This window comes from Stenotrophomonas sp. GW821-FHT01H02A, assembly GCF_059422145.1.
In genome coordinates, this window is record NZ_JBWKWI010000005.1 from 1 (window position 1) to 13,286 (window position 13,286).

Below are 13,286 nucleotides of genomic sequence, written 5' to 3' on the forward strand. Positions count from 1 at the left end.
ACCTGGTTCGTCCTCGGCTACGCCAGCCTGGTCGGTTGGCGGGTGGTGGTGCGCGCACGGATGCATGTGCTGCGCGCCAAGGGCGTCGACCGGCAGCGGGTGCTGGTGGTAGGGCTTCGCGCCCCTGTGCTGAAGCTGCACCGTCATCTCAAGGCCCGAAACGGCAGTGGCATCGAGATCATCGGTTACTTCGCTTCGCATGAGGATATCCCTACCCCCAAGCATAGCGACAAGCCACGCAAACTGGGGACGCTGGATACGCTGGATGCATACCTGAGTGCCCATCACCACAACATCGAGCAGGTGTGGGTCTCCCTGCCGCTGTCCGATACCGGTGAAGTCAAGAAGCTGCTCAAGCTGCTGGAGCGTTACCCGGTCCCGCTCAAGCTGGTGCCCGACATCCATGGCTTCAGCATGCTCAACCCCACCGTCGAGCAGATCGGTCGCGTGCCTGTCATCAACCTTCGGCAGGGCCTGGTCAAGGGCAACTACCTGGTGGCCAAGCGCGTAGAGGACCTCGTGGTCGCCAGCGTCGCAGTGCTGGCACTGGCGCCGGTGTTCCTGGTGCTGGCCATTGGCGTCAAGCTGAGCTCCCCGGGTCCGGTGCTGTTCCGCCAGCGCCGCCACGGGCAAGGGGGCAAGGAATTCTGGATGCTCAAGTTCCGCTCCATGAGGGTGCACCAGGAGTCGGCAGGTACCATCGTCCAGGCCACCCGTGGGGACCCGCGCGTCACCCGCTTCGGCGCGTTCCTGCGCAGCACCAGCCTTGATGAACTGCCGCAGTTCTTCAATGTGCTGGGCGGCAGCATGTCCGTCGTTGGGCCCCGGCCGCATGCCGTTCAGCACAACAACCACTACGAGCGGCTGATTGAGCGCTACATGCATCGGCATTACGTCAAGCCCGGCATCACCGGGTGGGCCCAGGTCCATGGGCTGCGCGGCGAGACGCCGGAACTGCGGTCGATGAAGAAGCGCGTCCGGTACGACATCGATTACATCCGGCGCTGGAGCCCCGGCTTGGACATGGCCATCATTGTCATGACGGTCGCCAAGGTGCTGGGGCAGAAAGGCGCCTACTAGGTCACGTTTCCCGCGATCATGGGCGACTGACGATGCGGCGATCCGGAAATTACCGGGAAGTACTGCCCTTGCGGGCGACCCTCGACCCTCTGGTCCGGGCCATGGGGTATCCTGTTGGTTTGGGCGCGCGGTCGAATATCCGGCCGTGCACGACATTCCCTCTCGGGAATGCATCAGGATTGGAAGTTGTGTTCAAGCATATTCTCTTTGTGTGTGTCGGCAATATCTGCCGTAGTCCTTCCGCTGAAGTCATGCTGCGGAGCGCCCTTGGCGATCGAGGCATCCAGGTCTCGTCCGCCGGTCTGGGCGCATTGGTGAATCACGGCATCGACGCGACTGCCCAGGACCTGCTGGTCGAGCATGGACTGGACGGCACGGCGCATCGCGCGCGGCAGATCAGCCCCGCCATCCTGTCCGCCGCCGATCTGGTGCTGACGATGGAGCGCAAACACGTCAAGCGCATCACCGAGCAGGCGCCGGAAGCCTCTGGAAAGACCTTCCTGTTGGGGAAGTGGCAGGGCGACCGCGATATCCCCGATCCCTACCGGCAGCAGCGACCAGCCTTCGAGCACGTCTACAAGCTGATGGCTGAAGGCGTGGAGAGCTGGAAGCGTTACCTCTGATTTGCCCGCGCCGTACCCCGCCGCCGCACCCCCCTTTTTGATATTGAATCAAGGCACATGACAAGCATCGATTCCCGCAACACGAACCAGGAAGACGTTGTTGAGCTCGATCTCCGCCAGCTCTTTGGAACATTGATCGACCACAAGTGGTTGATTGCGGGCATAACCGCTGCCGCGTTTGCCGGTTCCGTGGCCTACGCTCTCCTGGCTACACCAATCTATCGAGCAGATGCGGTGGTGCAGGTCGAGTCAAAAGTTCCTTCGCTACCAGGTCTATCGGATCTCAGCGCATCTCTGCCAGGAGCAGGTGGCTCCAAAGAGGCGTCCACTGAGATCGCCTTGATCACATCAAGGTCGGTGATTGGTGCTGCCGTCGACCAGCTCAAGCTCGATGTTCTGGTCGAGCCCGCTAGATTCCCGCTCATTGGTAGTTACTTGGCCCGCAAGGCCGAGGAAGGATCCCCGGGCGTGTTGGCGGCGCCGCTTTTCGGTATGAGCGGCTCAGGCTGGGGTGGAGAAGTTCTCGACATTTTCCAGTTTGACGTGCCGGACGTCTTCATCGCGAAGGAGCTGACACTGATAGCGGGTGAAAACGGCAACTATTCGCTCTTCGGCGGCGACGACCAGTTGCTGTTAAAGGGCGTAGTTGGTCAAAAGGCAGAGGGCTCGGGTATATCAATGCAGGTTGCCAAGCTCGTCGCAAATCCGGGGATGGAATTCTCTGTGACGCGGCTTCGCCGTATGACTGTGATCGCTGATTTGCAGTCCGAAGTTGGTGTCTCAGAGGTCGGGAAGGAGTCCGGAATCCTGCGGCTGGCTTACGAAAACGCCAACCCTCTGATCGCACAGGGCTTCCTGCATCAGGTTACCGCGGCATACGTACGGCAGAACGTAGAGCGGAATTCGGCCGAGGCTTCGGCGCAATTGGCATTCGTCAAGGAACAGCTGCCGACCATTCGTAACCAAGTCGATGCGGCACAGAAGACTCTCGCCGCCTATCAGACTCGCGCGAATTCCGTCGACCTCACGCTACAGACGAAAGGACTGTTGGATCAGGAGGTCGCGGTAGAGACGAGTATTCAGCAATTGCGCCTGCAGCAGGCTGAGATGGACCGGCGTTTCACTCGTGACCATCCTGCATACCAAGCGCTGATGCGTCAGATTGGAGAGCTTGAGGGTCGAAAATCCGGTTTCCAGAGCGAAGTCAAACGTTTGCCGGATGCCCAGCAGGAGCTTCTGAAGCTGACCCGCGATCTCCAAGTGAGCAACGAAATGTACACGGCGATGCTGAATCAGGCCCAGCAACTGGACGTTGCGCGAGCTGGTACCGTCGGTAACGTGCGCGTCGTAGATACGGCAGTGGTTGATGAGCTTGCACCAGTCAAGCCGAGGAAGAGCTTCGTAGTCCTGATCGGCACATTCTTGGGTTTCATTCTTTCAATAGCACTTATCATGCTTAGGCAGCTGCTCAATCGCGGTGTCGAGGATCCAGCGCAGATCGAAGAAATCGGTCTGCCGGTGTACGCCTCCATTCCGGCCAGCGTTAGCCAGCAGAATGATTCAGTGCGCGGAAAATTCCGCGCAGATGGTAAGTTGCATCTCCTCGCGGCGAAAGACCCTGCGGATTTGGCAATTGAAGCGATCCGCAGTTTGCGTACGAGTCTTCATTTTGCTCGGCTTGAAGCGAAGAACAATATTGTGTTGATCTCGGGCTCAAGCCCAAGTGCCGGTAAAACTTTTGTCTCCTCAAATCTGGCTGCCGTTATCGCACAGGCGGGACAGCGGGTGCTGATCATCGACGCTGATATGCGTAAGGGGACGTTGCACAAGGCTCTAGGTGCCGCCCAGGTGCCTGGTTTGTCTGACATATTGGTGGGTAAAGTTTCGCTCGAGAAAGCGATCCGGGTTATTCCCGAGCTTGAGAACTTGAGCTATATCGCACGTGGCGACGTGCCGCCAAACCCCTCTGAATTGCTCATGCATGAGAACTTCACGCGTCTTCTTGAAGCAGCGTCAGCGAATTTCGATCTCGTCATCATTGATACGCCTCCGATCCTTGCGGTGACGGACGCGGCCATCATTGCCCATCACGCAGGCACATCTCTATTGGTTGCACGATTCGGTCTGAATCAACCTAAGGAACTGGCCTTGGCAAAGAAGCGATTCGAGCAAAACAACGTCAAGCTGAAGGGTGCGATCTTCAATGCTGTTGAGCGGCGCAGCGCCGGCTACTACAGCTACGGGTACTACGAATACAAGTCGACGGAAAAGTAGTTTGTCGGTCGCTGCCTCTTCAAGTGTCCGGTTGTCATTCCATCATGATGAAAGGAATCAAAATGAGTTTGGTTACATGTGAGATGTCAGGCGTGATGGTTGATAATAAATCGGAAGTTCGAGGAATTAGTAAGTGAAAATCGCAGTTGCGGGTACGGGCTATGTGGGTCTGTCAATCGCCGTGCTTCTGTCGCAGCGTAATGCAGTCGTTGCTTTGGATTTGGATGCGCGCAAAGTTGAGTCAATCAACAATGGCTGCTCCCCAATCGAGGATGCTGATATCCAGCGGTTGCTATCGGCTGGAGGTCTTAATCTCGTTGCTACGCTGGACAAGGTTGTTGCCTACGCCGACGCTTCGCTGGTAGTCATCGCAACACCTACTGATTATGATGAAAAATCTAATTGCTTTAATACCTCGTCGGTAGAGGCTGTCGTCCAGGACGTTCTTGAGATCAATCCGCAGGCGTTGATGATTATTAAGTCAACGGTACCTGTGGGATATACGATGCGTCTCCGCGAGAAGTTTGGTACTGACCAAATCATCTTTTCGCCCGAGTTCCTGCGCGAGGGAAAGGCGCTTCACGACAATCTCTACCCTAGTCGGATTGTCATCGGTGAGCGGTCCGAAAGGGCTGAGAAATTTGCAGCGTTGCTGGTTGAGGGGAGTCTGAAGCCGGATGTGCCCGTGGTCTATGCGGAGTCCACCGAGGCCGAAGCAATCAAGTTGTTTGCAAACACGTACCTCGCGATGCGCGTTTCCTACTTCAATGAGTTGGATACATACGCGTCTTGTCACGGCCTTGATACGCGGCAGATCATCGAGGGCGTTTGCCTTGATCCCAGGATTGGCCACGGGTACAACAACCCTTCATTTGGCTACGGTGGATACTGCCTTCCCAAAGATACAAAGCAGCTTCTTGCAAACTATCAGGATGTTCCGCAGACACTAATCGGGGCCATTGTCGCGTCCAACTCTACCCGCAAGGACTTTATTGCAGATGATGTGCTCAAGCGTGACCCGAAGATCGTGGGAATCCATCGCTTGATCATGAAGGCCGGGTCCGACAACTTCAGGGCATCCTCAATTCAGGGCGTAATGAAGCGAATAAAGGCCAAGGGCGTCAAGGTTGTCGTCTTTGAGCCGGTGCTGCAAGAAGATGAGTTCTTCTCATCCCAGGTGATCGGCGATCTGGACGAATTCAAGAAGGTGTCGGATGTAATTATCGCCAACCGGATGTCTCCAGAACTTGAGGATGTGGTATCCAAGGTGTACACCAGGGATATCTTCTGTTCGGATTGATCGATCCTGGAAGCGCTGCCAGGAAGCTACAGGCAGCGGCGGGCTCTGCCGAACTAATTCGTCGGTCCGTCGAATCTATATCTTGGAATTCTTGTGAATACTTCAAATGGCTACACGTTCCCCGTCGTTAGAGTCGGCGGACTTCTCACTGCATCCATTGGCAGAAAAGAGCTGGCAGCTGTAATGCTGGACGACTGCCTGGCAGCGCAGGCTGATCCCGCCCGCTTGCCTCGCGTAGTTCTTTCTTCGAATGGCCAGGGAATCGCGCTTGCCTCTAAGGATCCTACGTTCAGGAATGCGATGGCAGCTGCTGACATCATTCACGCGGACGGAATGCCGGTGGTGTTCGCAAGCCGGCTCACGCGGAACCCGCTGCCCGAGCGAATTGCGACGACTGACTTCTTTCACGACGCCGCGGAGTGTGCGGAGGTCCATGGGCTTCGTTTTTACATACTCGGCTCCACCGAAGAGCAGAACGCCGCCGCCGTGGCCGCCATCCACCGAATGTATCCGAGGGTGAAGATCGTAGGTCGATGTGATGGGTACTTTGGAAAGGAGGAGGATGAGGCGGTCTGCAAGCAGATCGTCGAATCTGGCGCCGACGTTCTATGGGTGGCGCTGGGCAAGCCCCGCCAAGAGTACTGGGCACTGGAAAACCGCGAGCGTCTTCGGGGAGTAGGCTGGATCAAGACCTGCGGTGGTCTCTACGCATTTCTCGCGGGCGACGTGCCGCGCGCCCCGAGCTGGATGCAGCGTATGGGACTTGAATGGCTCTATCGGCTGAAGGACGACCCCGTTCGTTTGGTTGGTCGCTACTTGGCGACCAACCCGGTCGCCATGCTCCAGTTGCTGATAAATACCGATCGGAAATAATGGTTTGACCATTCCTAAAAGTCACTGGGTATCTTGATGTCCGACCCTCGCCGAAACTTCTACTTCTCCGCCAGTACCCAGTGCAGTAATGCAGGAGATGCGCTCATCAATCGCGAGTTACTTCGATTGCTGCGCGGCTACGGCTCCCTGGAGGTAGCAAGCGCTGGCGCGCCTGACAGCTTCTTGGAGGAAATTCTGGTGCAACCTGAAGAAGTCGTCTGCCATAGCAAGTTGCGTCTTATGGCAAAGCTGATTTGGCGTGCCGCCTCCTCGTGGAGATCATCCCGCCAGTATTTGGTGTTGACTCCTGGAGATCCTCCGGGTGGCATTGCGTCGGGCGATCTAGTGCGTGCAGTACTTTTTCCGCTGCTATGGTTGCTGCGCGTACGTATTATTAAAGTCGGCGCATCAGTAAGTCGAATGGATGATCGGCGCCTTCGGCTGGAGTCATGGCTTTCCAGATTCATGCATTTCTACGGGATTCGCGATGATGGATCGGTGGGCCGTGCAGACAGATTTGGGTTCTCGAATCATGAGTACTGCCCGGACCTTGCCTTCAACCTTCATATGAAAGAGGGGGGGGCAGGGGGTCGGAGCACACTTGTATCACTGCGCGAAGATAATCTGAATGCGACCGAAGTCGAGCAGCTTCATGAACGCGTTCGGGGTTTGGTTCTTGAGTTGGCAGACGGGTCAGCTGATGGGGACGTAGGTTTTATCTCTCAGGTAACTCGAGACGACGAACCGATGAAAAGGCTGAGTCATGCTTGGAGAGGGAGTGAGGAATACGCATTCGCGATTAACAGTATATCGGGCTTGGAGTCGGCGTACTCTGGCGCGCGCCTGGTGATTAGTAATCGGTTGCACGTAATTCTCCTTGCCGCATCCTGTGGTGCGATGCCTGTATGTGTGCCTACAGGAAACAAGAATCGGAAGATCACCGATCTCCTTTCATCGGTGGGCCTCGGTAGCCTAATTGCAACTGGAAGCAGCCTCGCCACGTCCCCCGAGGTGTGTCGGAATCAGCTGGCCAACGTTTTCTCTCGCCAACGCCAGTATCTCCATGAAGTGCTGTCGCGGCGTTTGGAGGATTGCTGATGTCCTCGATGCATCTTCCGATAGTGTCGGTGATAATTCCGCTGTACAACCGCGCTGAAGTGGTACTTCAAGCTGTTAAATCGGCATTGAACCAAAGCTACGATAACATTGAGTTGATTGTGGTTGATGATGGATCGACCGACGAATCGCTGGAGAAGCTCGCTGAGATAGACGACTCGCGGCTGAGGATCGTCTCGCAGAAGAATCAAGGCGCCTGCGTGGCGCGCAATCACGGCATCACCGTTGCACGCGGAAAGTACGTCGCGTTGCTGGATTCGGATGACTCTTTCTTCCCACAGCATATTTCCGATTCTGTCGCTGCACTTGAAGCCGGTCCTGACCTCCGCGTCGTGTATGGTCAGGTTGTGGTTGATCGGGGAGGCGGCCGTACGTTTCTGAAGCCACCGCGACCTCTGCGAGATGGTGAGCAAGTCTGTGAGTATCTGCTTGCAGATTTTGGCTTTATGCAGACGTCCACGTTGGTGCTGAATAGAGAGCTCGCTTTGCGTGTGCTGTATCGCGAAGGCCTGCGTTTCGGCCAAGACACTGATTTCGCCATACGTCTGGCCGCCGCTGGGGCGAGCTTCCACATGCTCGCCGTCCCGCAGGCAAGATGGAGTGACGTGGCTGATCCAAAGCGAGTGTCTAGTTCATTTGATCCGTCAATTCGCACTGACTGGCACAGATCGGTTCACGATGTCCTCACTGCCCGTGCCGTTCGCGCGGACTTGGGATGGCATGTTGCAAAGTGCTACTCAAAGCAGGGGAGGTGGTGTAAAGCGAGTGCACTTTATGCAAAGGCACTGTTCTCAGGGTGCTACTCGCCTGAACTGGCGGCACGGGTTTTTCTTCAAGTATTCGTATCTACAGCCGGGTACCGACGCCTCGCTGACTGGGTCATTTCAAGGCGCTAGCCTCCTCCGTTTGGATTTGATAGATCATGAGACCTGTGAAGAAGTTCCTGGAGTTGGCTAAGGGGAACGCCCGGGCAGTGCGAAAGGCCGTGCGCGATTCTCGCGAGGTTGCTCTCATTGCAGCGGGACTGCTGGCTAGGCACGTACGCCCAGATGATGAGGGCTTGCCGCTTGGTAGGTGGTTCCCGCTAGAACAGCGACCTTCCGAGGTCGGCGAAGTAGCCACCGTTTGTGTGGCATCGCCGCCAGACGGGCACTACATGCACACCTTCTTTGATGTGGATCCCATAAGCCCTAGCGGCCGTTACCTCCTGTTGACCAGAGTGCCGTTCATATCCAGGCTTCCATATGTTGGGGACGTCTGCCAAGTGTGTGTGGTCGATTTGGTTGAGCATCGCTACAGATCCATCTATAACAGCCGTGGCTGGGGAACCCAACTGGGTGCGAATGCACAGTGGGGAGACGATGACGACACGGTGTTCTGTAACGATATTGGCTCATCTGGGCGCGGCACCGGCATCCGGATTGATGCGCGCACGCTGGAAGCTTTCGAGCTTGACGGGCCGATATACGGTCTTTCGCCCGACAAGCGTTTTTCGTACAGCGGTTCCATTGACTTGATCAATCTGTCGCAGACCGGTTACGGGGTTCCAGAGCGTGTACTTCGAAGGATCAAGCCTGAACAGAACTACGAGCAAAGCGAGGGTGTTTGGAAGACTGATCTTCATTCTGGGCAATCCACGCTGCTTCTGAGCCTGGCTGACATTCGGAAGTCCCTCCCTCGTCAGGGAGGCTTGTCGAGCGGCGACTACTTCATCCAGAACGTAAAGGTTTCTCCTCGAAACGATCGACTTCTGATCGTGGTTTTCAGTCGTAATGTACAAGGTCGTCTTGGGTGGCCAACCCAGGTCATTACCTGTCAACTCGATGGATCTGATATCGCGCTGGCTGTGCACGATGATCTCTACCGCAAAGGGGGGCATCATCCCAACTGGCACCCTTCAGAGCCCCGCATCGTTATGAATCTGCGGCCGGATGGGAAGACAATGCGCTTCTGCAGCTTCAACGCAGACGGTACAGATCTACGATTGCTGGATCCGGCTGCGGTAGGCGGCGGTCATCCCAGTGTGCGTGGCGAGCTACTCCTGACGGATGCCTACGTAACCGAGGGCTTCAGCGATTCCAAGGGCCGCGTGCCAATACGCTTGATCAATCTGGCGAGCGGTGTGGAGACAGAGCTTTGCCGTCTCTATACCAACAACCTCACTGGCGGCAGGCGTGTCGATCCACATCCAGTTTGGAGCCGCGATTCAAGGGTTGTCTTCAATGGCGTGGTTGATGGCAGGCGTCAGGTCTTCATTGCCCGAGTCAAGGCGAGTAGCGTCGGATGAGCAGCAAGCTGTTGATCGATTCTGCCTTCACCATTGTGACCAGATTTGCAGGGAAGGCCGCTAATCTTCTCGTTTTCGTGGTGCTCGCACGTAAACTCTCCATCGCGGAGTTTGGCCTCTATGGATATGTCGCAACGATGGGGCTCCTGGTTGCGACTGCGCTGGATTTCGGTACGCGTCACTCCATCGGCTACTACTATCCGAAGCTGGCCGGCAATGAGTCTCAGGTAAAATTTCAGGCCAAGTTGTGGATATTGACATTCTCAACAGTCGGTGCAATCGGTTTCGGCTGGTATATCTGGAATTTTGTTCCGGGGTTCTCGGCGTGGACTATTGTGATTCCGTCCTGTCTCGTCATTCCCGGAATGCTTGGGATCCGAATCGAGCAGGGCGTCCTGCTTGGCCAAGGGCGGATCAAAGAGTACAACAGCTCCGAGGCGTGGCCGCGCACGCTGCTTCTGATCCTCACGGCGGCGACGTTCATTCTTGACGTAATTACCATTCAAGTTGCTCTCTGGACCCTCGCGGTCGCCTACCTTGTGTCTGCGGTAAGAGTCGCCTGCTACAACTGGGTAACGCCAGCCATGCTGTCCGCTGGATGGACTGAATTTCTCAGTGTGTCGCGGAAGATCATTCTGAGGGGCGTGAGGTATTTCCCGGGTATTCTTTTGATGGTTGCAGCCAAGCGGGTGAATGTTGTCGTGGTTCAAGATGTTCTTGGGCCGGAGGGCATGGGGGCCTACTACGGAGTCATGCGCCTGGGCGAAGTTGTGACAGAAGTAGCGCTTGCCGTGGGAGTTGCACTCTTTGCCCACAGCGTCAGGAGCGCGGACCAAAGCAAGGCAATAGTTGAGACAGCCAAAATTTCTAGGGTCTCGATGGCCTTTCTAGCTGTGGTCTCAGTCATAGCGCTAGCAGCTGCTGATCTGATTGTGCCCTTGATGTTGGGCGAGGACTACGCGCCTTACGTTAACCTGTATAGAGTCGCTGTGCTTTGCACGCTTGTCGGCGCGCTCTGGAATCTGTTGACTCCGGTTTTGTATGCAGCAGCGAATCCGATGCTTACATTCTGGCTGTTTCTGCCTGGCTTTATGCTCAATCTTGCCCTAACTCTTATCCTTGTTCCGAGGTATGGCGTGCTCGGCGCGGCGTACTCGCTGTTGATCTCTCAGCTTGTCATTTCCGCGTCATACTTGGCGGTGTTCAGGCGGAAGTTCAACGTAGGGCCGTTGAGCCTTCTGGTTCTCCGGCCCTCGGAGGTTAGAGAAATGTTTGCGCTTGGACTCGGCAAGATTAGACGCAAGCTCGCGTCTCGCAAGAGGGGCGGGCGATGAAGTTCAAATTCAGCAGGTACACGCTTCCCTTGATTTTCATAGCGATGATTCCGCTATGGTGGATCTTGGGGTTTGGCTTCTTTGTCTTCCATGCATCGTCTTTGTACATGGTTCTGCTACTCAAGCGCTCCATGCTTCCACGGGATGCCTTCCAACTCGCAGTGCTTGGGGTCGTTTCGGTCCTCTTCTTGTCGCTGGTATACAACGCAGTTGCAGTGGGCGTTGATTTGTCGCGGACCATTGCGGCGTTGAATAATCTGAGCGTGATGCTTGTTGGTTACTGCCATTACACCTACATAAAGTTTCTCTATTCGCGCGACGAGTATTGGGCTGTCAAGGTTTCCCGTACTCTTTGGAAGCTGTGCGGAATATCGATCGTTCTCGCTATTCCGCTCTCCTATTTGGTGTTCTCAGGCAAGATGCAGGTGCTTGGCATTCCGACGCTGCTGGGCTTGGCGCTCCCGCCGATGGACAATCTGCTTGGTTTGTACCAGAAAGCAGACTTTGTAGCCCGCAACTGGTTTGACGGCGGCGACATGCCTCGTCTGATGATCCTCTCCACAAATGCCACGGCTAGTGCGGGGCTTATTGCCATTTCCAGTTTCATCGCGGCTGGCTTTGTCATCTCGCGGTACCGTTGGCTCGCATGGCTGTTTTTTGCACTGGCGCTGTTCACGATCGGCGCGACCCTTACGAGAGCGGCGCTTCTAGGAGCAAGCTTGGGCGTGCTCGTTATCGCTTTAGCTGTGGTCAACAGACGCTACTATGTGCTCCTGATGGCGTGCATACCGCTGGTTGCAGGCGCAGCAATGGTTTTTCTTCCGGATATCCTGGGTCGTGTCAATGATATGCGTGAAGGCTCATCAAACGCGAGATTCATTGCTTATCAGGCGTCATTCGATGAAGCTATGCGAGTGAATCCGTTTATAGGCTTGGGCGTAAAGCCTCGGGTGGACGACTTGGCCATTCCCATCGGATCACACTCTACGGTCTTCTCCACGCTTGTCCGCGGCGGAGGGTTGGGCGCATCGGTCGCCTTCTTAGCCTTCTTCATCATTCCCTTCGTGAAGGGCGTGAAGTTGATGCTAAGGCTTATACGCAGATCGTCTGCCTTCGGAACTCTTCGCCCATACGCCATCGCGGCACTGGGAGGGTTGCCGTCATTCCTTGCGTATTGTGCGTTTCAGGATATCGATGTTTATGCGCCGATTACTGCGGTGTTCTTCACATACATGGCAGGTCTGATTCACTGGGCAGACCGATCAGGTGATCGCCCAAACGTCGTCGGAGCGGGTAATGTCTAAATCGTTCTATATTCCCTCGCTTGATGGAATGCGGGCGGTTGCTGTAATGATTGTTTTTGTAGGGCACGGTGCTTTGATCGGCGGTCCTTGGCCCGGACATCTTGGAGTTACGATTTTCTTCTTCCTCAGCGGATACTTGATCACCACGCTTCTGCGGCGAGAGTATGAAGCTTCGAGTCGCATCTCACTGCCGTCCTTCTACATGCGTCGCCTGATTCGAATCACGCCTCCGGCGTTGGTTTCGATAATTCTCTGCTCGCTGGCCGGCTTCCTGCTTCTTGTTCCATCGAATCAGAATGTGTGGGGTACCCTCGCCACGATTTTGAACTATACGAACTACTATATTGTTTACTCAGATGGTCACGGGGGTCTCCCGCCCGAGTCCAGTATGCTGTGGTCGTTAGCTGTCGAGGAGCATTTCTATCTGCTCTTCCCGGCGGCACTTTTGATCATGTTGCGTCGTCGACTGAGCTACAGGCGGGTTGCCTCTATCTTGTTGGTTGCTGTACTTCTTGCGCCGGTGTGGAGAGTCCTGCTTGCTCTCAATGGCGCTGGCTTTTACCGATTGTATACGTCGACTGACACTCGATTTGACGGTCTTCTTGCAGGTGCCGCTTTTGCATTGGTATGTAACCCGGTCATGGGAGACCGGCTGCCCTTCGAAGTGCGCGAGCGATTTTTTATTCGATGGGTAATGCCGGCGGCGGTGGTCGCGCTTGCTCTATTATCTGTAGTGCCAAGGCCAGTGAGGGTCACCATCGCTGATAGTCCGATCTACGCGCTACTGGTAGTTATTTTTTGGGGAATAATTGTTTTCCCTCAAAGAGGGCTGGCCAGGCTGCTGAATCATCGGTGGGTTATGCACCTAGGGGCCCTTTCCTATTCGATGTATTTGGTGCATCGCCTGATCCTGGCGGTAGTTCACCAGCATCTTCCCAATCCGTTGATCTCCGACCTTGTTGCACTGATCATTACCCTGGTCACTGCGCAGGCAATCTATGCGGTAGTCGAGAAGCCCCTGGCGGCTTTGCGGCGAAGAATGGAGAGTCGGGCGCGCTAGATGAGGTTGCCACTGTCGGGGCGGCATTTGCACAG

General features: G+C 55.7%; 11 protein-coding genes. All 11 read left to right on the top strand.

Annotated elements, in window-relative coordinates; translation table 11 throughout:
- Positions 1-1,080 (top strand): undecaprenyl-phosphate glucose phosphotransferase (locus tag AC07WC_RS08935; RefSeq protein ID WP_495209694.1); only part of this gene is annotated, 1,080 nt, incomplete at its 5' end.
- Positions 1,081-1,268: 188 nt separating this feature from the next.
- A complete protein-coding gene (locus AC07WC_RS08940) occupies positions 1,269-1,703 on the top strand; it encodes a low molecular weight protein-tyrosine-phosphatase (RefSeq protein WP_495209695.1) in 435 nt (144 codons plus the stop codon).
- A gap of 57 nt (positions 1,704-1,760) precedes the next feature.
- On the top strand, positions 1,761-3,977 hold the full coding sequence (locus tag AC07WC_RS08945) for a polysaccharide biosynthesis tyrosine autokinase (RefSeq protein ID WP_495209696.1): 2,217 nt from the start codon (positions 1,761-1,763) through the stop codon (positions 3,975-3,977).
- 133 nt (positions 3,978-4,110) lie between these two features.
- A complete protein-coding gene (locus AC07WC_RS08950) occupies positions 4,111-5,277 on the top strand; it encodes a nucleotide sugar dehydrogenase (protein WP_495209697.1) in 1,167 nt (388 codons plus the stop codon).
- Between the two features lie 183 nt (positions 5,278-5,460).
- Positions 5,461-6,150 carry a WecB/TagA/CpsF family glycosyltransferase gene (locus AC07WC_RS08955; protein WP_495209698.1) on the top strand — a complete coding sequence of 230 codons (690 nt, stop codon included), beginning with the start codon at positions 5,461-5,463 and terminating at the stop codon, positions 6,148-6,150.
- A gap of 36 nt (positions 6,151-6,186) precedes the next feature.
- Entirely contained in the window at positions 6,187-7,248 is a 1,062-nt protein-coding gene (locus tag AC07WC_RS08960) for a polysaccharide pyruvyl transferase family protein (protein WP_495209699.1), read from the top strand.
- Positions 7,248-8,162: a glycosyltransferase family 2 protein gene (locus AC07WC_RS08965; RefSeq protein WP_495209700.1), complete on the top strand. Its 915-nt coding sequence runs from the start codon at positions 7,248-7,250 to the stop codon at positions 8,160-8,162. Before AC07WC_RS08960 ends, AC07WC_RS08965 begins: the two co-directional genes overlap by 1 nt.
- Positions 8,163-8,197: 35 nt before the next feature.
- On the top strand, positions 8,198-9,553 hold the full coding sequence (locus AC07WC_RS08970) for a TolB-like translocation protein (protein ID WP_495209701.1): 1,356 nt from the start codon (positions 8,198-8,200) through the stop codon (positions 9,551-9,553).
- Entirely contained in the window at positions 9,550-10,887 is a 1,338-nt protein-coding gene (locus tag AC07WC_RS08975) for a lipopolysaccharide biosynthesis protein (protein ID WP_495209702.1), read from the top strand. The genes AC07WC_RS08970 and AC07WC_RS08975 overlap by 4 nt, the downstream gene beginning before the upstream one ends.
- Positions 10,884-12,191: an O-antigen ligase family protein gene (locus AC07WC_RS08980; RefSeq protein WP_495209703.1), complete on the top strand. Its 1,308-nt coding sequence runs from the start codon at positions 10,884-10,886 to the stop codon at positions 12,189-12,191. The genes AC07WC_RS08975 and AC07WC_RS08980 overlap by 4 nt, the downstream gene beginning before the upstream one ends.
- Positions 12,184-13,251 (top strand): acyltransferase family protein, encoded by a 1,068-nt coding sequence (locus AC07WC_RS08985; RefSeq protein WP_495209704.1) that lies wholly within the window; start codon positions 12,184-12,186, stop codon positions 13,249-13,251. Before AC07WC_RS08980 ends, AC07WC_RS08985 begins: the two co-directional genes overlap by 8 nt.
- Positions 13,252-13,286: the final 35 nt, after the last annotated feature.